Origin of the sequence: Chryseobacterium sp. 22458 (genome assembly GCF_052044975.1) — a bacterium.
In the GTDB taxonomy this organism is placed as follows: domain Bacteria; phylum Bacteroidota; class Bacteroidia; order Flavobacteriales; family Weeksellaceae; genus Chryseobacterium.
Map to the genome: position 1 here is coordinate 653,011 of NZ_JBQEOA010000001.1, position 23,169 is coordinate 676,179.

At 29.5% G+C, this 23,169-nt stretch carries 15 protein-coding genes and 1 pseudogene; 6 read left to right on the forward strand and 10 right to left on the reverse strand.

Going from position 1 to position 23,169, the window contains the following annotated elements:
- Positions 1 to 38 precede the first annotated feature (38 nt).
- Both ACTJJF_RS02815 and ACTJJF_RS02820 read right to left on the reverse strand, forming a co-directional pair.
- Positions 39 to 137: pseudogene (locus tag ACTJJF_RS02815) on the reverse strand.
- Positions 138 to 941, reverse strand: a complete 804-nt coding sequence (locus ACTJJF_RS02820) for a hypothetical protein (protein WP_440698614.1) — start codon at positions 939 to 941, stop codon at positions 138 to 140.
- Between the two features lie 201 nt (positions 942 to 1,142).
- On the opposite strand from ACTJJF_RS02820, the gene ACTJJF_RS02825 reads away from it, so the two are divergent.
- The gene (locus ACTJJF_RS02825) at positions 1,143 to 2,402 is read left to right on the forward strand and encodes an exodeoxyribonuclease VII large subunit (protein WP_440698615.1); all 1,260 of its coding nucleotides are present in this window, start codon (positions 1,143 to 1,145) and stop codon (positions 2,400 to 2,402) included.
- Here the strand turns inward: ACTJJF_RS02825 and ACTJJF_RS02830 are convergent.
- Positions 2,395 to 2,598 carry a hypothetical protein gene (locus ACTJJF_RS02830; protein WP_440698616.1) on the reverse strand — a complete coding sequence of 68 codons (204 nt, stop codon included), beginning with the start codon at positions 2,596 to 2,598 and terminating at the stop codon, positions 2,395 to 2,397. The genes ACTJJF_RS02825 and ACTJJF_RS02830 overlap by 8 nt on opposite strands.
- Before the next feature lie 36 nt (positions 2,599 to 2,634).
- Positions 2,635 to 4,461 carry an NERD domain-containing protein gene (locus ACTJJF_RS02835; RefSeq protein ID WP_440698617.1) on the reverse strand — a complete coding sequence of 609 codons (1,827 nt, stop codon included), beginning with the start codon at positions 4,459 to 4,461 and terminating at the stop codon, positions 2,635 to 2,637.
- 189 nt (positions 4,462 to 4,650) lie between these two features.
- Here ACTJJF_RS02835 and ACTJJF_RS02840 point away from each other — a divergent pair, with 189 nt between their 5' ends.
- From ACTJJF_RS02840 to ACTJJF_RS02860, 5 genes are read left to right on the forward strand one after another with little or no spacing between them, the layout of a single operon-like run.
- Positions 4,651 to 8,523: an AAA domain-containing protein gene (locus tag ACTJJF_RS02840; protein ID WP_440698618.1), complete on the forward strand. Its 3,873-nt coding sequence runs from the start codon at positions 4,651 to 4,653 to the stop codon at positions 8,521 to 8,523.
- Entirely contained in the window at positions 8,524 to 9,888 is a 1,365-nt protein-coding gene (locus tag ACTJJF_RS02845) for a hypothetical protein (RefSeq protein ID WP_440698619.1), read from the forward strand.
- 5 nt (positions 9,889 to 9,893) lie between these two features.
- Positions 9,894 to 11,357, forward strand: a complete 1,464-nt coding sequence (locus tag ACTJJF_RS02850) for a phospholipase D-like domain-containing protein (RefSeq protein ID WP_440698620.1) — start codon at positions 9,894 to 9,896, stop codon at positions 11,355 to 11,357.
- Complete coding sequence (locus ACTJJF_RS02855) at positions 11,350 to 11,931, forward strand: hypothetical protein (RefSeq protein WP_440698621.1); 582 nt, start codon at positions 11,350 to 11,352, stop codon at positions 11,929 to 11,931. Before ACTJJF_RS02850 ends, ACTJJF_RS02855 begins: the two co-directional genes overlap by 8 nt.
- On the forward strand, positions 11,931 to 13,046 hold the full coding sequence (locus ACTJJF_RS02860; RefSeq protein ID WP_440698622.1) for a Card1-like endonuclease domain-containing protein: 1,116 nt from the start codon (positions 11,931 to 11,933) through the stop codon (positions 13,044 to 13,046). Before ACTJJF_RS02855 ends, ACTJJF_RS02860 begins: the two co-directional genes overlap by 1 nt.
- Positions 13,047 to 13,056: 10 nt before the next feature.
- Here the strand turns inward: ACTJJF_RS02860 and ACTJJF_RS02865 are convergent, their stop codons facing one another.
- From ACTJJF_RS02865 to ACTJJF_RS02890, 6 genes are read right to left on the reverse strand one after another with little or no spacing between them, the layout of a single operon-like run.
- On the reverse strand, positions 13,057 to 16,410 hold the full coding sequence (locus ACTJJF_RS02865; protein ID WP_440698623.1) for a DEAD/DEAH box helicase family protein: 3,354 nt from the start codon (positions 16,408 to 16,410) through the stop codon (positions 13,057 to 13,059).
- Positions 16,400 to 18,259: a hypothetical protein gene (locus tag ACTJJF_RS02870; RefSeq protein ID WP_440698624.1), complete on the reverse strand. Its 1,860-nt coding sequence runs from the start codon at positions 18,257 to 18,259 to the stop codon at positions 16,400 to 16,402. The genes ACTJJF_RS02865 and ACTJJF_RS02870 overlap by 11 nt, the downstream gene beginning before the upstream one ends.
- 4 nt (positions 18,260 to 18,263) lie before the next feature.
- On the reverse strand, positions 18,264 to 19,541 hold the full coding sequence (locus ACTJJF_RS02875; protein WP_440698625.1) for a DUF6361 family protein: 1,278 nt from the start codon (positions 19,539 to 19,541) through the stop codon (positions 18,264 to 18,266).
- Positions 19,542 to 19,552: 11 nt separating this feature from the next.
- Positions 19,553 to 20,248: a leucine-rich repeat domain-containing protein gene (locus ACTJJF_RS02880; RefSeq protein WP_440698626.1), complete on the reverse strand. Its 696-nt coding sequence runs from the start codon at positions 20,246 to 20,248 to the stop codon at positions 19,553 to 19,555.
- Between the two features lie 38 nt (positions 20,249 to 20,286).
- Positions 20,287 to 22,077, reverse strand: a complete 1,791-nt coding sequence (locus tag ACTJJF_RS02885; protein ID WP_440698627.1) for a hypothetical protein — start codon at positions 22,075 to 22,077, stop codon at positions 20,287 to 20,289.
- The gene (locus ACTJJF_RS02890) at positions 22,067 to 23,137 is read right to left on the reverse strand and encodes a hypothetical protein (RefSeq protein ID WP_440698628.1); all 1,071 of its coding nucleotides are present in this window, start codon (positions 23,135 to 23,137) and stop codon (positions 22,067 to 22,069) included. The genes ACTJJF_RS02885 and ACTJJF_RS02890 overlap by 11 nt, the downstream gene beginning before the upstream one ends.
- Between the last annotated feature and the right edge of the window lie 32 nt (positions 23,138 to 23,169).

The window sequence follows — 23,169 nt, forward strand, 5'->3', positions numbered from 1 at the left end:
AGGAATTTAGGTGTTGATCGTAGATCATATCAAAAATGTAGGTATTGCAGGAATCGAACCTGCGTCTCTTAAAATCATTTTTGAAATTATATTTCCAAAAATGGCTTTAAGCGCCTTAACCAACAGACCTAATACCTTTAAAGATGAGTAAAGATAGACTTTAAAAATGACTTATCATAATCATCTTCCTTTACGAATGCATATTCATTTAGAAGATATATTTCAAGTCGTTTAATTATTTCGGATTCACTTTCATATTTTTTGAATCTTTTTAAAGAGATTGCAAGTTTATCAGGATCAGGATAACAGAGTGAACTTATCCTAAATGCTAATTCTTTGCAAATTTGAGTGAATAAAAAGTAATCTTCAAAATCTACTTCATTAAGTTCTTTCGGACTATTGTTAATACGGTATTTGGCATAAAGTTCTTCATTAGAATGTACATTTGCTTTTTCCCATCTATTTTTAATTTCGTTTATTGAAACCGTCTTTTTGTGTGAAAAATAAATTCTTAATCCGTGATAATACTCAAAAATATCTATTAAATAAGATGGTATATAGTCTACATTATTAAATCTACCTTTAGATTTAAAATAGTTTATAATCTGATTTAGCTTTGTAGTCTCCGTATTGAAGTTGATCGATTCACCATCTGTAAGTAACTTATATTCCTCTTTCATCTCATAAAGAAATGCTTCAAATAAGTGATATACTCCGGATATGTAACCTAAAATAGATTGGTTGTAGCTAGTGTTACTTGAGTCCAACGAAACCCAAATATTATGCTCCTTACATTTCTGTTCCAAAAATTGTTCGGGACTTCCAGCATTATTTAAATTTTTTAGAAAATCTTTAATTGCAATTTCAGATAATTCCACAACATAATCCATTCTGCCTAACTCCGCTAATAGATTTTTATAAGCTTTATATTTAAATTGCATTGTAATTCTTTCTTGGATAGTATTTTTTTTGATTTTTGTCTAGACTTTCAAATATAATAAAATATCTGACTATTGCTGTTTATGGATTTCATTATTGATAACTGTCGTTACATATTCTTTTATTAATCATAACTTTTCTTTTTGTGCTTTTTTTACTTAATATAATAACTTTGTAAAATAAATTTCAGTATTTTCATTATTATGCAGTCTGAGGAAACAACATATCAAATATATTCACCATCCTCTGTTTTGGGATTATTTAGCAACGCATTAAAAATTAACGCAACAATTAATCTTATTTACCTAAAAGGTAGATATGCATATGGTGGAGGAAAGGCCTACGGTAATTATTATTACGATAATTTATTTTCTGAATCGGATAATATTTCAATAGGAGTTAGAGTTTCAGCATTATTTAGAACAAAGATTGTCAATAATGAGGTGTATACTTTACGTGGATATATTGAAAAAAGTATAAAGAACTCTTCTGTTGAGTTAAGGTTTGTGGTAGATGAAATTATACAACAAGAGGAAAAAGCAATCTCGGAAGAAGAGTTACAACGGTACGAACTTATACAGGAAAAACTAGAAAAAGGATCAACGGATCTGGAAACGGTCATCAGAAATAAAATCCTAAAAGAAGAGCCTATCAGAATTGCGAATATTTATGGGAATAATGCGATTGTTCAAAGAGACTTTGCGGAAGGACTTGATGTTTCGCAGAAATATTTTCAGATTTCTGAATATACCTGCAGCATTACTTCTTCGACATCCATTGCAGAAAAACTGAAGGAAGTCTCTAAATCTGAGTATGATATTATTGCGTTAGTCAGAGGAGGAGGGGATCGCCAAAGCATGGAAACCTTTAATGATATTACATTATCAAAACTCTTTATCAATTTACCGGCAGTGTCGGTAACGGCTATTGGACATACAGTGGATGAGACCCTTTTAGATAAACTTGCAGATAAGCGTTTTCATTTGCCTCACGATTATGGTGCAGGTCTACACGCTATTGTAGAGAAGCTTCTACATGAAAAGTCCAATTCGAGAGCGTTGCTTATTGATGAGGTTAAAAAAGATGTCAGCAAGCAATTTACTGAGCAAGTGAAAACATTGTCTGAGCAACTTGCTAAAAAGACGGAAGAATTTCAGAAACTACAGGAACTTTCTTCTAAGCAACTTCTTGATACACAAAAAAACTTCGCTGAACAGCAAAAACAAAGACAGCTGGAGATGGATAATTATAAAAAAGAAATATCCGCACTTTACGAAAAGAATTTGCAATCTGTTATTAATGAAAAGACCGCATCTTTAAAAGCAGGAATGGAATCTCTGCAGAAAGAAAATTCCAAATTGACTACAGAAGTTCAGCAAAGCAAAGGGGATTATTCCAAGATTATTATTGCAGTGATTATTTCGTTAATTATTGGTTTTGTATTGGCTACTCTTTTTAAATAATTTTTTCCTTAGTGAGTAAAACGCCTAAGTGAAAAAGCGTTTTTGCCTGGTACTGCTTCCGGAGAGCACTTAATCTTTTTTCGATTAAACTTTCACTGATTGTGATGGAGTGGTGGGCGCTTAGTTGCTCGCTGATTTCTGTGACCTTATAGCCTTCTGATAGATATTTTATGATGAGTAAATCTCTGTTTTCCATTGTTTAAAAATAGAAAAAAATCCCTTAATCAAGTAATTAACTAATAACTTCTTTAAAAAATTGATCATATCGTTTATTGCCAGTATTAATTATAATTAAATTTTGCCTGCAACGTGTAATTGCAGTATATATAAGTTCATCAGTAGTAAATTTTTGTTGGTCTAAATTTTCGTTTTCAATAATTAAAATTAACGTAGTAATTTCCCATCCTTTAAAACTATGAATTGTAGACAGCTTTGTTGTTCCAGAGTTCATCCAGAAATTAAATTTTTTGTGACGTCGGACAATTTCTATTTCTTTTTTTAGCTTAGCTTCATCAATCTTGCCCTCGTGGGTAAAGTCATTTCTAAGTTTTTCATAGACTTCACTAGTTTCAAACATTGTATTAGTTTTTTTTCTAAATTTTTGTCTAATCTCCTTATCAATCATACGTAAAATTTCAACTTTAGCTGATTGAAAACAAATATCATTGTCATGACTGTCTGTTTCTGAAATAACTGTTGAATAAACTTCCATAATCGCAGAAATATCACCCGTTTCAAAATAATGATATTTTATCATAGACTGATCAAATAAGCTTTTTTGAACAATTATTTCATCATAATCATATTTTTCTGAGAAGAATGAACGTTGAAATGTAGTTGCTAAGTTGGCGATATCTGTGCTCACACGAAAAGAAGTTTTTAAAATATTCCATTGTCCTGGAATGCTGGTGTAAGGTTTCTTTTCATCTAAGTCTCTTTGATAAATATTCTGTTTTTCATCACCAAAGACAACAAATTCGCCTTCTGGTGCTAAAAATATTTTAAGGTTTCTAATCCAGTCTTTATGGTAGTCCTGAATCTCATCAATAATTATTGTTTGAAACATCTTTTTCTCCAGATTGCTTGTATGTTCCTCTCCAGTCTGAAGAAAATTAACATTATTATTATGAGCTTTCAAAAACTGATGGTAATGTAATATTGTAAAATTTCTCCATTCAAAATTTTCTCTAATATCACTTATTTTATCATGAATATAGTTACGTAATGAAATATTAAAAGTAAGTATTAAAATTTCACCTTTATGTCTTAAATGAGCGTTTACGGCTCTTTTAGCTAAGGCGAAAGTTTTTCCACTACCGGCGACACCTTTAATTTTTTGTTGATGTGCTTTCTTACTTTCAATAATTCTCTTTTGTTCCTCAGTATAAATTATTTCTTTTCCTTGCTCGATTGTATGCTCTGGTGGTTTAAGATATCTTTTGAAACTTTTGTAAAGATCATTGTCAAATAGATATGATTTTTTGTTGAGCCTTCTGTTAGAAAGTATGGAATCAAAATTAGTCTTTGTCAAACTGTCAAAACCCAAAAGATCAAAATAAGATAAAAATTTATGAAATTTTATATTGTCATTATTTGTATTAGTGAAGAAAGTATCTATTTCAATTTTTGAGGCTTTATGAAAATAAACACAACATGTTACAACAGATAAAAATTTTGGGTTTTTAATACGTTTCTCCAGCAATGTATCAATATGTAAATTGTAAAGATTTTCTTTATATTCAAATACTTGTTGAAGTGGTGATTTAATGATTTGCCTATTTAGTGTAACGTTGTTGATTACGTTTTTTAGTTGCCAGTGATTTTTTTCAGTAAGTTGATAACTGCTCAAGTCCCAGTCTTTAACTTCAACAATCATAACACCAGAATTTTCGCGAACTATTATAATATCTGGATTGTCACCATTCAGATATGGTTGAAAAAATACTTCATAGGTATCATCAAGGACAGAACTTAGAAAATGTAAAAGATGTCTTTCTCCTGAAGTAGGTTTTACTTTCAACTGGTCTATTTGTTCTAATGAAGGAGAAATTCTTGCCATAATTCTAATTTTTAGCTAATAGTACCATATCATTTTTTTGAAACATTATAAAAATAGAAAAAAGTATCTTACAATTTAAATCATAAAGATTTTATTTGTATTTTTCTCATATAATTGGGAAAAATTATTATCTTTAAAATATCTGATCAAAAATATATTTGATTAGAAACCAGTAAAACTAATAAAGAATTGAAAACAGATTTAACAATAGATTCTATTGAGAAAGGGCATGTAGTTCAAGTTCGGATTAAGAAAAAGATTGAACCTTCACAAATTTTCACCTATTTTATTGATAACTATAGCGGTCGATTGTCCTTATTCGACTTGGATTGGAGTATACCGTTAGCAATAAACCGCTTTAAGAATCTTAAAGAGGATGAGGATATTCAGGCTGTAGTTATTTTTATAGATCACAAGAATAAAATTGTTGAGTTAAGTTTAAAGTTTATTACTGAAAATATTTCTAGTCAAATAGGTTGGGATAGAATTGTTGTCGGGAATGAATACAGAGCTAAAGTGATAGAAAAACTTTATGATTTTTGTTTATTAAAAATTCACAATAAGTTTTATGGATTAATGAAAATCGAATATCTTGAAAGCGGAACACAAAGCCTAAAGGTTATCGTAACAAACAAGGAAGACTTCAACAATCTTTTATACGTTGTTCCTGCATCGGAAGATATAGAAATATTAAATAAAGCGGATACATCTGATTACCAAAAATTATATTTTGTGGAAGAAGAACTAAAGTCATATAATTCGTTTAAAAGTTCGATGTATGCTGACTTTACAACCGATGAAGAAATAGGAGAGTTAAAAAAAGGATTTAAGATTTTGAAGGACTTATTCTCAAAAGAAATAATTTTTGAAAAAATCTTATACTTACAATTTGAGGCTAATACGGAAAGCTATGATTCTGACTTTATCAATCATGCTGTTCCTTATTACGCAAATGATGTTATTGATGAGCATCTTAGGTATCAAGCGGCCTTAAATAAATTGTCAGAGCAAAATTATTGGATAAGAATCAATGAACGGCATCCTAGGTTTGAATTTACGGTCTTTAATGAAGAGGTGAGTATGTATGGAGAAATACTTGTAGATAATAAAGTGAATGATGCAGCTTTTAAAATCAATAAATTTTCTATTGGCTCACGCTACGCAAAGTCTTTGCAAAGTAAGAAAGAAGGTGCTTCAAAAAACTCTTTTTTACTTGGAAGCAAAATTACAATTTTGCCACCTTTAGCATCTGTACCTCTTGATTATAAACAATACGATATTGCAGAACGCCTTGTTCAAAAAAATAGATGTTTTGACATTATTAATAAGCTAAAATTAAACAATAGCATATTATTACTGCAAGAGGCAAAAACTTTAGATATTAATGATAAATTTCTTGAATATCAGATTAAAAAAGCAGAGAGTTTAAAACCACAAAGTATTTCAATTTCTCGTTTTGAACGAGTTCATAATGATGAAAATGGACTTGCTATAAAAATTTCTCAGGAATTTGCGGATTATTTCAATACAGAGAATAGTGTTTCTGTTGTTATCAAGGTAGGGGAACGTATATCCTTCAAAGCTAGATTATCCTTTCACAACGATTATTGTATATTAAAATTCAATGATCAAATTGATACGAGAATTCTAGAAAATGGATTCAGCATTGATCAAATTATATCTAAAAATCAAATTAATCTTCAGCGTGAAATAATTAATGACTTTCGTACTAATAAAATAAAAATTCAACACTTTGAAAAAGTACTCTTAAATAAAGGCAATATTCAAGTTCCCACTCTTAGTAATGTAGTTTTTAGTAACCCTCAACTAAAAAATACTGAAATTCAAAACCCTAAAAATGGGCAGATAACTGCTGTAAGAAAAGCTGTTGGAAATAAAAATATTTTTTTGATTCAAGGCCCACCTGGAACTGGCAAAACTACAGTTATCACAGAAATAATTGAGCAGCTTGTGAGAAAAGGTGAAAAAGTATTAGTATCAGGTCAGAATCATGTAGCAGTAGATAATGTTTTGGAAAAAGTTTCTGAAAATAAAAATTTAAACTTGCTAAGAATTGGTAGCATAGAAAAAATTGATCCTAAGTTTTCCCAATACAGCGTTGATAATATTATTCAAGCCTACATGGATGAATATAAGTTGTTTTTAACTAATCAAAGTAAGGTCTTAAAAGAAGCTTTAAATCTAAGGAGTGAATTTCTGTCAGAAGATCAAATCAGAGCCCGTTTAAATGTTTTTATAAATGATTTTTCAGTAGTTTACACCAAACTTCGAAATACTTTTAATGATAGACATTTTAAATTAACTCAAGGTATAAAATCACTGACAGATGATGAACTATTTAAATCAACACAAGTGTTTAATAGTTGGCGTGAAAGAGATTCTCAATTGGTAGATATTTTGGTTAAGCCTATTGTATACAAAGATGTTAATGTAGTTTTTGCCACTTGTATCGGTGTCAAAGGAGATCCTGTCTTCCAAGAAAATGATTTTAAATTTGAGACTGTTATTATTGATGAAGCAGGAAAAGCAAATATTACTGAAACTTTAGTTCCACTTGAACTAGGTAGAAAAGCAATTCTTGTTGGAGATCAGAAACAGTTACCTCCTTATTTGGATGGAAGTTATCTTGATGTTAATGATAAAGAAAGTTTTCCAAATCATACTCTTAATCAGAAGAAAAATTCTTCTGAAAAAATTTATGATATTGAGGAAATTAAGCGTGCAACTACAACTTCTTTTTTTGAGTTCTTGATTGATAGGGTTAAAACTAATGAATTTCCTTCTGAAAATGTTGTTTTATTGAATTATCAGCATCGTATGCACCCACATATTGGAGAGTTTGTTTCAAGTTCATTCTATAATAATGAAGTTTTAATGGGTGAGAAAACGACTTTACAGAAAATGCAGATGGATTTTCCATTTAATAAAGAAATTGTTTTCTTCGATACTTCGAATTTTCAAGATCCTTTTGAGAAAAAAGATAAGCAATCTGTTATAAATTTAACAGAAGCACTATATATTGTAAATTTTATATTGCCAGGTTTAGTAAATAATTCAGCTGATATGTCAAAGGTTGCTGTTGTTGCACCATATAAATCGCAGGTTTCACTAATTAAAAATAGTATTAAAGAAAGTGATAATCCACTATTTAGTAACGTAGATGTTGCAACTTTAGATTCTTTTCAAGGTAAGGAATATGATATTATCATCTTTAGTTTTACAAGAGCAGCAGATCATAATAATCCTGAAATAATTAATGGAAAGAAAATATATACTAAAGTAGGGTTTTTGGATGATGCTCGTAGATTAAATGTTGCTTTTAGTAGAGCTAAAAAGAAATTAATTTTTGTAGGTAACTCAAAAACTTTGACTGATTCTAGGTCTCATTATGATTTTCTATTTAATTATACTGATTTATTTAAAAATCTTCTAAGAGTTGCTAAAGATAAAACAAAAGGGAACTTCATTAGAAATGGTGATGTATCCTTCCAACAAAGGGATAATGGTGCTAGTGGCTTGAATCCTGCTACTGCCGATGATTTTGAGAAAATGCAATTAAAGTATAAAGTAGGTGATGTTGCAAATGCTAAATTCAAAAATAAAATTTATAAAAATGAAAAAGTACTTATGTTTTTCACTATTGATGGTTTTGATACTGCACTGTTTGAAGATCAAATGGAATCTGGATTTTTACAAAATAATGTAAATCTTGAAGTAGGGCAGACATATGATTTGAAAATTCACCGATTTAATAATAGAAACAGACAGATATCTTTATCAACATTGAATTACTTTTCAACAAATACTGAAGATATAGTATTTAGAAGTAAAGTCGAACAAATTAATAAAAGCAAAAATCAAAAAGGAAGGGTGGTAGGGAGCCTAGATTTTGGCTATATCATTCAATTGGAAAATGGATTGCAAGGTTTATTACATAATAAACAAAACAAGTTGAATATCAAATTGAACCATGATGATATTGCGTATGTAAAAGTACATAATATTGATTTTCAAAGAAAAAAAATAAATTTTGCATTTTAGATGATACCACTGAAGATCGATTACGAAAAACTTTACCAGGAATTAGAAAACCAAGGAAAAAAGTTAACAGGGTTGTTTGAACTCCAGTACCCAATTTATTGTGTGCATGCAACGATTGCTGATATAACTCCTGATCCACTTGATTACTTAGATGTTTTTATAATAGACATTATTAGAACAAACAACAAACTTTCAACTGGAACAATTGGTTCTTTTTTAGGAGTTTCAAAAATTATTATTGAAATGAGAATAAACATTTTAAAAGGAGAAAGTTTAGTAGAGGAAAACGAGTCAGGATTGCAAGTGTCTGATTTAGGATATAATGTTTTTGTCAAAAAAGTAGCTGAACGTATACATATAATTTCATATGACTTTTATATTGATGGGATAACACATGAGCCACTGAACAAACAATTCTATAGAGCATATAGATCTAAATTCATTTCTGAAAATGATAAAGTACTGAGAACAAATAAATTTGGTGAATCATTTATTGAATGCGACATGAAGCCCGATTTAGTACATACACCATTTAATAAAGAAAGGATTATAGAAAAATTAAAGAATATATCCATGGATGCTCGTGATGAATTCGCTATTCCGATAGGTTTTAAGGACATAACAGATATATCTTACACAAAATTATCATTTCAAATATTGGTTGCAGCGAGTATTGCTGAAAATGGTGTAGTAAAAGAAGTGATAGACGGATTTGCAAACCAAAGTTATATTGTAGGTAGGTCTTATTATGATGATGTTAGGCAATATATTACCAACTTTGAAGACAATATTAAGAGTAAAGTTCAAAATCTTGTATTCAAAGTTCATGAACGAAATTTAGGTTATAATGCAGAACAAAAAGTTGATTATATATTGAGTTCGAACTGGAGAGAAATTGATAGATACCCCAATCATGAAGGTGATATTTTTCAATTTGATTTTGAAGGGATCAAACATATTTTAAGCAAAAAACTAAAAACGGTCTTAGATACTGAAGAAGATATAGAATTTTCAAAAGGTATTATTGAATTTCAGATTAGCAAGAAGACTTTACAAAAATCAACAGACAGAAAATCTATTATTAGCAATTTGCTTCGCGGCCGTGATTATTTATTTGATTTAATGTTTAAAAATTTTAATGTTCAATTACTTTATATCTATTACTCACCCGCTGACGAAATCGTTGAGAAAATATTAGAAATAAGTTCTATTATAAAAGCTACAAGTTTTGATGATATTTCGGAAAAAAGGCTTCTTGAGAGATGTTCTGAATGTCCACTTTCTCTTAGACAAATATTAATTCTTGGCGGACATAATGACATTTTAGAAAAATTTGATATGGAGAAAAATATGATTTTAATTTAAAAATAATGGATTATAATTTAACACTTGAAGATGAGTTGAGAAGTGGTTTTTTTATAGCCAATTCCAGATACAATTTTAAGCGAATTAACAAGAAATATAATCATCTCTTTTTAGTTGACGAAGAAGAGAGAGGTTTGAGAGATGAGATTTTTACAATTATCCAAAACGCCCAAACTACTTTAAAAATTTGTACATTTATCATAACCGATGAAGAAATTGTTAATGAGATACTTCATAAAGTGAATCAGTCAAACATTGCCATATTTATTATTACACAATTGGATATGGGTAAAATAAAAAACAGACAATTACGTAGAAGTACTCAAGATGATGATGATTTGTTTAATACTGTAGATGTAAATAATCACCTCTCTAATGTGAAAAAGTTAGTTGATGCTGGTGTACACGTGAGAGCTGCTAGTAATGTTCATGCAAAATTTATCATTGCAGACAGAACTAACGGAATGATTATGAGTTCAAATTTTACTACATATTCACTTACCTTAAATGTGGAGTCTGGAGTTTACATTGATCGTGTGGCATCTGCAGAACTTGACCAATTGTTTGACGCCATTTATCAAGTTGGTACTTCTTACAATACATTTTCTACAATAAATAAGAAGAACAAGATATTTACATCGGAAAATGAACTTGATATAAACTCTAAACATTTACCTAAAAGTGAATCGAATTTGAGATATACATATAATAAATTAAATAATTCGCTTTATGAAGAAATTGTAAACATTATTACAAATGCTGATGAATATGTATTTATTTCGTCATATTCTATAATTGCTTTGGATAGATTACCTGAATTTTTATCCGCAGTTACACATGCCATTGAAAGAGGTGTTTGGATAGGAGTATTTTGTCGCGGAATGAATAATCGTCTCGATCATTTAGAATCTTGTAGATTATTAAAAAGTTTGGGTTGCCATATTATGGCTGATTTGTATAATCATTCTAAAGGGGTCTTATCAGAGAAAAATGGTATGTTGTTTACAGCTAATATCGATGGTAAATATGGCCTTATTGATGGTTTTGAGGTTGGATATGTATTAAGTGAACAGCAGCAAGAAGAATTTTTGGATTTTCATAAGTATTTAATGGATAATAATATTTATCTCTTTAAAACTGATGTGAAACGTAAAATAATCTTTGAAACATTTAAGTTTTATGAGCAACTTAGAAGTCATAGAACCCCCTTTGATTCTAATGATCTCGAATTTTTGATTAAACCAGTTCATAAAGATAGCTTTAAAGAACTATCTGAATCTTTACTTTTTTTAGGAAAAAAAATTGATAATGGATTAACTAAATATCTTCTCATTGTAGATCACACTTGTTACGAGTGTCACTTTTCAAATAATAAAATTACACCACTCAGAACAATTAATTACCCATATGAAATTGAAAAATATTTTATTAAATATTCTAATCTTAAAGTAAGCTACATCAATGAATAATTTTGAAAACGATTTAACACTATGGAATAGTCTTGCCATGGCGGGCGAGTTTGACAAAGCACAAAAGCTTTACTATGACGAACTATTTGAGACAATTATAGAAAAATTTGTTACAAAACATGAAGGTTCATTACAAAGAGGAGGGGTGCTTTTTTCAATGTTAGGTTTCTCTCCTGAACCTATTATCTTATCTGCTCGTTTGATTCAACCTGATAGTCATGTTATATTTACTACAAATAATAAAGAGTCAAATAACAGTGGGGATATTATTGAAAAATTTTTAGAGCATAGTTATGCTATTACCTATCTGGAAAATGAAGATTTTAATATTGTTTATAGTGCATTAAAAGAAACTGTCATTCAAAATCCTAAATCCCAGATTGTTATCGATATTACTGGAGGTAAGAAATCAATGGTTGCTGCAGCCGCAATTTTCGGAAAAGACTTTGGTTGTAATGTGATCTATGTTGATTTTGAACATTACATCAAAGAACTGCGAAAACCCTTACCTGGGTCGGAAATAATGAAATTAGTTTATAGCCCGAATATTAATCAACCCGAAATCTTTTTGTAATGAAACATCATATATGTTTAGTAGGTGGACAAATATTGCCACTTTATATGGGAATTGTGGAAAGTAATCCAGATACAATACATTTTTTTTACACTAGTGAAACAGAAAATAATGTTAAAATTTTAAAAAGTTTTTTTAAAGAAAAGAAAACTGAATCATACAAATGTAGTGAATCAAATTACACACTTTTTTTACGGGAACTTAATGATTTGCTTAGTAAAATATCTAATAATGAGAATGTGGATTTTAATATCACAGGTGGAACTAAGATTATGGCTCTAGCAGCCTACGATATGATCCGGGAACGAAAAAGCACGGCTTATTATTTTAACCAGGACTTATCATATTATGAAGTGCCATCTTTCAAACTTAAAAATGTAAATAATTCTATTAAAATAGTTGATTTTATAAGATTGAGTAATAATTCAATATCATCTTCTACATCTATCTTGGATTATAGCACTGCCGACTTTATGATGGCAAAAAGCATATTTAACTTTAGTAATACAAATTCTAAGCAATTTAATCAAATTCAAAAATACTTTAAGAATCTATTTAATGACTCTGACGAAATACCAATAAAAGGAGATGAAGAAGTTAATGATAATCTTTTTGTCACATGGGATCGAAATTTATTGGAAGTGAATGACTGCTCATCGTTACTTTTGGAGGTTACAGGTAATAATATTAAAGATTTGTTTTTTAAGGCAGGCTGGTGGGAACTTGTAACCGCTGCTGCTGTAAAAGATTGGAGTCTTCAGAAAGAGATAGTTATGAATGTTGTTTTCCCCTTCAAAGGCGATACATCTGAAAGTAAAAATGAAATTGATATTTTAATCAATACTGGGCGCAAATTAATTTTTGTTGAATGTAAATCCGGAATTATCAATCAAGCTGATTTGAACAAAATGAAGGCTGTTCGCGAAATCTATGGCGGGCGGATTGCTAAAAGCTTACTGGTATGTAAGTTCAAACCCACGGATAGAATTTTAGAAAAATGCAGTGAACTTGATATAGAAATTTTTTATTATTATGATAAAACTACTAGGGGCACTAATAGTTTAAGTTCAATTCATAAGAAACTTGATGAAATAAATAAAAAATCCTCTATTTAGGATTTTTTATTTAGTAATCATTAATAATTGTTGGACAGAGGTTAATTAGAAATTTAATCAGGTTTTCTCGATACTGTTCATTACTGCTATTTTCGCCTAACATGTACACTAATTCTTCCTGGCGAGGCTGACCAAAGGTAAGCCTGTAATTAACCAATACATTTTTAATATAATTTAGTTTGTCAAGATCTCTACTGTAAGGATATAAAGGAATGATGGTTTCAATAGAATTAACGTTATCTTTGTCAGGATAATACCAATACGGAATTAAATCACATTTTCCAAGTTTTTTAGCTTCAACGGTAGTATAGATTATTTTCCAAATATTATCATTATTCAAAATCTGTAGCTTTTGTATGTCCAGAGATGCAATCATTTTATTCCGGATGTTAAATCCTTTATATCTCTTTATTCTACCTTCTCTTTGTTCTAAATCAATAGGGTTATGCGGAAGATTCCAATGAATTATTTTATTACAGTAATAATGAAAATCTAGGCCTTCCTGACCTATCGAGGTTGATGTCAGTACAAAAGGCCTGAAAGGAGAATTAAATGCTTCTCTAATTTTAATAGTTCTATTTGCACTTTTATTATCTGTCTTTCCCTCCATACCAAAAGGCATTGCATAATGAACACGCATTTTTAAGTCTTTATTACTATCGGAAAGGGATTCAAAAGTTTTCACGTCTAATGATGAAGATGATACAGATAAAATATCAGCAATGAAAACAGCAATATCCCTACTGTTGTAGAGCCCACCTGAATCATGTAGTTGATAGAAAAATTCGTCGAGCATTGCCTGAATATTCCCATTGATACAGTAATCAAGAACATTATTATAATAACCAGTTGTTCTGAAAAACTGCTTTATTATCGAAATGCTTTCAGGTTTATTAAACAACGTACGGAAGCTGTTAGCTACGAAATGAGAAGCATTTATTAATCTTTTTTCTTCAGGGAAAAGTCGATAAAATGCTCGGTATGAACAGATCGCAGGTGATCCTAAACTCATATTTGCAAGGTACTCTGCCAACTGATCTAAATCATCATTGCTCAACTTAGCAAGTTTGTTTTCAATTGTGTCTTTTTCAAAGTTTTCTTTAAACTGCAAAAAAATATAATTTTTCTCATTGCTTTGATCGTCATTCAGATGATCTAATTCTACTCCTATTTTTTCCGGATTACTAAACCAATTAGAGGATTCATCATGGTGTAGTCTTTTATCTAAAAATAATAGGGAATACCACTTCCAGTCGTTCTTATCTCCATTTTCAATTCCAACTGTTTGAATGTCCAGTTTTTTTAATTCTTTTATAATTTGTTTTTTTAATTCTTTAATCAGCATTTGATCGGATAAACCCTTTTGCAAAAATTTCATCGGATCGATCAATTTGGCCAAACTAATGCAAGGGTACGTCAATGAATAATTCATCAGGCTACTGTGGCTTTCATTATTTCTATATACTAATAGAGGATAAGGGTATCGTTTTGAATCAGTTTTTGATCTCAATTGACTTTCTTCTTTATGGCGTGCTTCTTTGATCAGAAAATCTCCAACAGAAAGTCTTTCAGCCTCATAAGAAACTAATGTAGAAATCATTCTCGGTACTAGTTTCCATGCCGAAAAGATTAAGGTTTTGGAAAATACATTATTATTGGTTTTAGATAAGGGTCTGTAAGGTAAAGTATTTACATTATAATAGGGTAAGGTAGGAGGTAGCCAGAGGTATTTATATCCCTCATTTCTTAAGTCCTGATACAAAAGCCTTAGTTTTGGATTAGGCTCCAATTGAGATTTTTCAGGGATTAATGGTTTATATTCGATAATCTTATCTTTGCTAATAAAAGCATTCTTAGCTTTTACAACGTTTTTTTTTAAAGCTCCATGTTGATTGAATTTTTGCTGTAAAACCTTGAAATGTTGATATTCGGATAAAAAAGAGAGAGGATAAGGGGCTGACTTTACATACTCCGTAGGAACATTTAATTTAGCACCATATTTTTCATTAAGCTCTTTGACAATCTGATCAATTAAGATAAAATCATACAGGTCTGATTCGTTAACAGGAAGTATTTTAACGTCATTTTCTTTATTTCTATCAAACTTTTCAACTAAATTTCTTTCTGTTCGTGATATTGCATTTTTGTAAATAACCTCAATTTGATTTTTAATTGTAAGTAATTCAGAATCAAGTTTAGTAATTTTTTCAACACTTTTCAATCCTTCAAAATATTTGTGATTGAGCTGATCCAAATGTTTCCAGTCTTCCTTTGAGTAATTAGGAAATAAGAACGTTAGTACACTTTTAAATTCTTGATAATGATCTTCTCCATGCAATTGCTCAAACTTTGTTGCATAGGCTTTATATGGAGTGGCGGATAATAACAAAAGTTTTACATTAGGAATATCAAAAATTTCCTTTGCAAGTTGTATACCTGGATTCTCTACATCATATTTGGAATCTATAATTTGCTTAAATCGTTGAAATTCATCCAAAATAAACAGGTCTGCTTTTAAGTATTGTTTACAGGCACTAGCTAAACGAAGACGTATTTCTCCAATAATTTTGTTAACAATCTGTGAATTTGGAATGTAACTACTGGTATTGGAACTTCTTTTATTTTCCGGAATAATGCATTGTAAAATTTCGAGTAAATTCAGTGAGGTATGATTTTCAATATTATGATTGATTTTTTTATAAGCTTTTTGAATTTCTTGTAAAAAAATCGGCTGAACATCATATTGTAAACAGGTTAGGAATTCTTGATTAATATCAGATCTTATTTTCCTCCTTTGATTTGAAATATCATTTTCCCAATTCTTACTACTCACCGTTGCTCTCAAAAACCATTTAAGTGCTGTCTTACGTTTTCGGAAATAACTTGTAGTAGACAATATTCTGTAAATTAAAATTCTCTCGTCTTTTTTTCCTGCTTTGCTGTTGGTATCAAATGATGTGCTGGGAGTTAAGGCTTTTATTTTGAGACGAAATTTATTTGCATTCTTTATATCCTCGAAAGCAAGCGATGTTAAACGGTCATCCTCATCAGAGAAATCCAAGACCTCACCGCTGTCGAAATCTGCAGTTCCTGCAAAGGGGACTAGCTTAGCAATGTTTTGTTTAGCTAGCGCTTTGTTTGAGCAGATATATATGACTTTAAAGTCATTATTTTTATCAAATGCCTCTAAGTAAAGCTTAGCGATAATACCTTTTGCAACGATAGTTTTACCAAGTCCCACTTCATCAGCAATTAGAAAACGATGATTACCCTGTCTATAACTCTCTAATGCTTTTTCGACAGTTTTTAATTGAAAATCTTTTAACTTGTCTATTGTGTTAGATATTGCTTGTTTAATTTCCATCGTCTAGGACTTTTTTAAATGTATCAAGTAAACCCATTAAATTTTCATCTATTAATGTTTGATCTTCTAACTGTTCATCTCTCATAGTGTCCATCAATAAAATGACTTGTTGCAGAGAATCTCTATCTCTGCTTAATGCATACAATAATTTTTCATATAAAGGTACCGTACTGGAAATTCTAGAGTTAATAATAGCTGATGGAATGGATTTCCTTTCAGAATCGTTTAGATCAATTTGCGCTAAATTTAAAATTTCTTCTTTTGAAAGTAAATATGATAAGTACTTCATCAATCTGTCTTTATTTCCAATAATGAAACTTAATATTTTTTTTAAACGCTCATCTGGTAAAGTAATATCAAATGAACGGACAAAAGATTGAATTAATCGTGAATCAATATAGATTTCGAAAATTAAAAATGGAGTTAATTCTCTTAAGTTGAATCCTGTAAATTCGTATTTTTTCTGATTTTTTGCTAGAGTCAAAACATCATTTTTATTAGAGCTTAATAATCTAAATTTTATATTCGATGCTAATGATTCTCTAAGTAATTCTGTACCTATGGTAATAAAAATATTATATGTATTATCTTTATTAATAGATAAATTACCTGATATTTTTAATGTGGAAAGTTCATGATTAATTTTTCTGATCTGTTGTTCTGAAATATAATCTCCAACCTCATCAAGTTCTAAAGTACTGTGGTCATAAGGAATAAAAATACCTTCATTTGATTTCTCTGTTTTTATAAGAATTGATCTTAAGTTATCGACAGATGTCAGTTGTTTTTTAGACCCACTTATTTTAGTTAAAAATTCTATATTCCTCTCATGTGCTGGACAAGTACAATTTGCAGATCCAATAAACCAATTTACTTCAACCTTATTCTGACTAACATAAAGTTTTGCATGCAAATTTTGTCCTAAATCAAAATTTTCCTGCGCTTCGTCATCTGACATTAATGATGCATCATTTGTATTTTGCTCCTCTGACATTTCATCAACACGGATACTTTTTTCTAGATTTGGATTAAATTGATAGATATTTTTATTCGCCAAAATACTTGGAGGAAGTTCTGAGAACGCAGTGGAAGAGGAAAAAAAATCAACTTGCTCCGCTTTTTTTAAATAGGAATTAAATGTGGTTTTGTCTAAGAATGGACTTATGACAAGTAATTTATCGAATGGGTTGTCTATGTTCGTTAGTGGGTGATTATTGCCTTTTATGATTGGGAAAAATTCTAAAGTTTTACCTTCTAAGTCATTTTCGAAATTTAGATATAAAATATCTTTCTTGATATATTCGGGAATTTCGGTGCCGGATTTTTTTTCTAGATAATCAATAAAATCAAATAGAGGCTTGTTTGAGTTAACTTTCTTTTTTCCTACTTCAGCATTTAATAGTATAGCAGTATCCCAATCCTGACTAAAAGTTAGATTTCTGCTTGTGCAAATAAATTTGTATTTCCTTTCATTTTTATTCTTTTTGTGTAGATATCTTATCAGCCATATTTTAGGATGAAATGATTCATTATACCTCTCTGTGGAAATTTCGAAAATACTTTTTTCCCAATAGGCCAGTAAATTACTGTAGTATGCAGGAGTTTTAATTTTACCACTTTGACAAAAGATCATGGCCTTTTTCGGAACTTGTGTTATCGTTGCCAATAGCTCGTTTGTGATGTTTTTATCAGTAATAAGATCTTTTCCAGTAAATAAAGATACAGGCAAAAATAGTAATGCTTCTAAATCTAATGAATAAGTTGTTGCTATGACAAAATCAAAATTATAATCTGGTTCGGGTCTGATACCTTCTCCAAAATTAATACGGTCTTTATGAGGATCTAACATAATATTATTGTAATGCTTTTTGAATATCTTGAAACAAGGTCCTTACATTATAAAACCTGTATTGAAATTTCGTTAGACTAATGCGTTTATTAGGAAGTATATCACTGTTATATTGTTTGGTCTGCTGTAATCTTGATTTTCTTCCTTTATTTTGGTACTCTCTACTTTTTAAGAGGGTAACTAAAGGGGTTAATTCTATATTTGGTTGATTGCTAGTAGCTTGTATGAGTTTCCAAAATTCTATAATAAATAATTCTGAAGACTGAATTCTTCTATTAGATAACTTAAAAATATTCTCAAGATCAAAAGAAGATCTATCAATGATTTTATTGTCTAACTGAAGAATCAGTGCTCTAGCTTCTGCTTCAAAGGCTTTTTTATATTCATTTGGATGAAATTTTTTCTGCAAGATATCATCATATAGTAAATGGGCAATCTCAACGATTAAAGCAAAGTTATATGCAGTTTTTAGATTGGTTTTTAGCGATTCGGCGATATCAAGTTCTAAGGCTTTAACGACAAATGCTTGAAAATCTTCACAAGTAAATAGTAATTTCAATAAATTATCATTCGTTACGAAAGATGGAATTAAAGATTTTTGTAAGAGCGGATTTTTAAAATGTACAAATTGGCTTTTTAAAAAATCAGCTTCAGTTGTACTAAGATTTATGGATATATTGTCTGCATCATCCCAATTAATCGCTGGAGCTGGTACATGAATACCAAATATACTATCTTCCCAGTTCATTGTATCATCTCTGTTCTCATCATCTTGCACAATAGACCTCGCTGTAGTTTGATGTTTTTCAATATTACTTAGATAATTTTTTAATGACAATTGGCTATTACTCAAATCTTGACTATTAATGCAACCAAAAGTATTAAGCCCAGTCCAATAAATCTCGGAAGGATTACGCTTAACTCGTTTATTTTCAGATAGTGTAACTCCGATAATGCGTGTGTTCTTTTGGCCAATGTACTTATTTCTTAACAAGTTTTTAATCTTATGTTCTTCATCCTGTAAATAGCTTAGTAATGTACTCTTTGCATTTTTATTTTTTGGATAACGAATATAATCCAGTAGAATATAAGGGACAATAAAAAAGTATTTGGCTCTTGTTTGAATGGTCGAAATACCAGGAAAAAGAAGATCTGATATATTATCTCTTAAATATCCAACTCCGAGTTCATCTAATTGTCCTTCGGGACGAATTCTTTCAATAATTTGTTTTACCCGTTCTCTGTCTCGTGTACTAAAATCTATCCAGCCTATTTGTGTCATGTTTTTAGTTTTTATTGTGTCCTGATTATAGGCGCACGTTTCGTTGCTTCCTGATCAGCATCTTTAATTAATTTTACGGAATCTTCGATATAGAATGTTTTTAGGGTTTTATTATTCGTAATATCCAGCTCTTTTATTGATGTATCGAGTAGATACAATTGTACCAACGCTTTATTTTGTGATAGATCAAGGTTGACCAGTGTTTTACATCCGTCAAGATTAAGCGTGTGGAGGGCTGGAAATTTTCTGGTGTCGAAGTCAGTAAATAAATTATCCTGTAAATAAATGTATTTTATATTTTTAGAGTTTAACTGAATTTTGGTTAATCCTAATTTGAAAGCATAAATTCCTTTCAAATTAACCAAACCTTTTAAATTTAGAACTCCAATTTTATTGTTGTCACCTATATATAGATTTTCAAGCTTTGTAAGTTTGTTTACAAGGGAAAAATCTGAAATATTATTCTTGCGCAGATTAAGTTCTTTCAAATTCTGAAAGTGTTCAAGACCGCTTAAATCGAAAATATTCTTTTCATCTAGTTTCAGTTCGGTTACGGTGTTTATTTCTGAAACTTCTAATTTTCCGTTATGGTTTTGATCGAACTGCTGTAAGAGAGCCGTTTTGAGGTTGTTGTCTTTAATGGAAATTTCTTGTGCAGCAATGTTGATGGATAGAATAACTGCAAGGGTTGATATAATTTTAAGCATTTTATAAAGTGAATAATAGAGTTTTTAAGCTGTATTTATTACTGTGGATCGATAATAATGTACCGTGCATCGTCAGGAATTACAAATTCGTATTTCAAGATGATTTTTGCATTTACATTGTTACTTTCCAATATATCGATTTCATCTTCATTATAGTGATATCCGTCTTTTTCACTCCATTCATTGATTATATTATTAGTGATATCTCCTTTTTGTGATTCGGTTACTTCAATAAGTAATTGATTTTTATACCAATTCGGATTTTCACTTGTAAATATTTGTCCTTTAATTAAAGAAAAATCTACAACTAAAATATGATCTTTAAATTTCCAAAACTGGTGTATGACAGGAATTCCATTAAATTTTTTGCTGAAAAGAGGACGTTTAATATTGTGTTCATAAGTTAAATCCTGAAGTTTATCAGCATTTCTCCAGTTTGCAAATATTACAACATTGCTTTTGTCGCCTGTGTTTTCGATAAAATTTAACACGATCTCTTTGATATTATCTGTTTTTATCAATTTATCATCGTGCAAAAGTTCAAAAAATGAGCTGTCTATACTCCTTGCCAGATGACCACCAAAGTCATTTAATCCGATAATACCCTGATAGTGTTCTCCATCAATGAAAGCAAATTTCATTTTTAAAAGTTTTTGAAAAAAACCGTAGCCTTTAACCTCTTCATCGTTAGGTAAGAATTCTAAATTTCCAAGGCTCTTAAGTATATCGAGTATTATCATATTTTCTTCCCACAGTTTCCCAACATTATTTCTGAACTCATCAATTTTTTCTTTAGAAAGTGGAATTTCTTTGATCTTCTTAAAATAATCTATTTCTACTTGTTTTTTCAGAAAAGAAAATACATTGAGAATTTTTTCTTTTTTAAAATTTAATGTGGTTTCTGGATCTTGATTAACTATAGAATTAAAAATAAGATTTTTATATTCATCCTTTTCAAGTGTTATTTTATCCAATATATCTTTAATGTCATCCCCAATGAATTTAAATCTTTGTCTTATTTTAATCTCACTTAGGTCATCGTTTACATTAATAATATGTTCAAATTTAAAAAGTATTATTGTAAGACCATATGTTAACCATGTATTGGGAGTTAAAGCACTATAAAATTGATTAACTGGGGTTTCTTTAATCTCCCACTCCTTAACAGCCCACAAGTTGTTATTTTCAATTTTATCAAAAAGATCGAAAAAATGATTTAAAAAGTTAAAACCATAATCATACGTTCTGTTTTCTAAATTTTTTTCAAAATAACTAATATTATAATTTTTGAATGTGATTGAGTTATGGTGTTTTAAAAAATATATCCAACTCAATAAGGTTGTATTAAAATAAAAAAAGAAATTCTCTCGATCTTCCTTATTTTCTATTTTAAAAAGACTTTGTTTAAATTGTGATACAGCGATATTGAATAATTCAGAGTCATCATCATGAAGAATTAATTTTAAAATATTGATTATGGGTAGATATGATAATTCGAGATACTTTTTATCAATACTGTCATAATCATTACTAAAGCTAATCTTTGATACTAAGGACTCGAACATCCTTTGGATAAGCAAGGTTTTATACTTTGTTGATAAGTAAGGGAATATACTTACACATAAGCTTACCGATTTAGAAAATGCATTTCCTGATTTATTAAATGATTTACTTTGTAAAGTGTACAGTAAAAAATTTAACAGTCTATCAAAGGACTGTTGATGATCTTTTTCAGATGCAAGAACAATATCCCGAAAAATGCTTGAAAAAATCTCGTTAATGTAATTAAATGAGACTGTATCGTAATATTTGTTTAAGTTATAATTCATTTTCTAATTCAATAAATTCTGTGTAAACATCATCCAAGTTCTGCAGGTTTGCTTCTAGCTCATTATATTTATTAGTTACAGTGTTGTCATTCACTTTTTTTAATAACTTCCCTAAATATTCTTTGTCATATTCTGACTGTAAATTATTTTTGGAAGAGAATGAATAAATATTTTTATAATCAACATTAGCATCAGCAGTTAAAGCAAAGAGTTTAATATCCGTGGTTTTTTCGTACAGTTTTTCTAACTCTAATTTATGATAGTATTTCTCTTTGTCTCCTATTTTTTTAGATAGAGATTTGATAGCAGAAATATTGATGTCGTCCAGATAAACATTTTTATTGTTCTTCTTTATGTGATGTTTGAATCCCACAATTTCTTGCCAAAAAGGATATGATTTAAATTTTAACTCATTCTCCATTAATTGCTGATATTCTTCCTTAAATCTTTTTTTGTAGTAATGATTATAAAAAGCTTTATGAAATTCTAGATGTAATTCCAGTTTAACAATTTCTGTCCTTTTTGTTTTATGTATAAAATTAAAAACAATATTGTAAAGATAAACTAGCAAAAAAATATAGGAGGCAAATGAGGAAAATATGAATATTAAAATATTACTTTTCACACTTTGGTTTATTATGCTTGGGCTTACGAAATATAAACTTAAGACACAAATGATAAGTGTAAAACCTAAATAGGTGATGAATTTAAAATTTACTTTCTTATCAATGATAGACTGAATCTCGTCTCTTTCATCTTTTAAATGTGTTAATAAAAGATTGGTTACAAATAAGTTCATCGAAACTAATGTAATTATACCAGTTGTAAAAGTCTTAACAGTATCATCAAAATTAATTGTAAAAAATTTTAAAAAGTCCCAATCTATAAATATTGTATACAGAACAATTATGGAAATTAAAGCTAAGTAAATAAAAAAGACAGCCCAAAACCCTCTGCTGAATATCCAACTGAGGATATCTAAAATTGTATTATTTTTATGATTATAAACTTTTGGAAATTTAGATTTAATTTCCTTTTTAACTGATTGTTTTAGACTCATTCGGGGATTAGTTTTTTCAACTCATTGGCTTT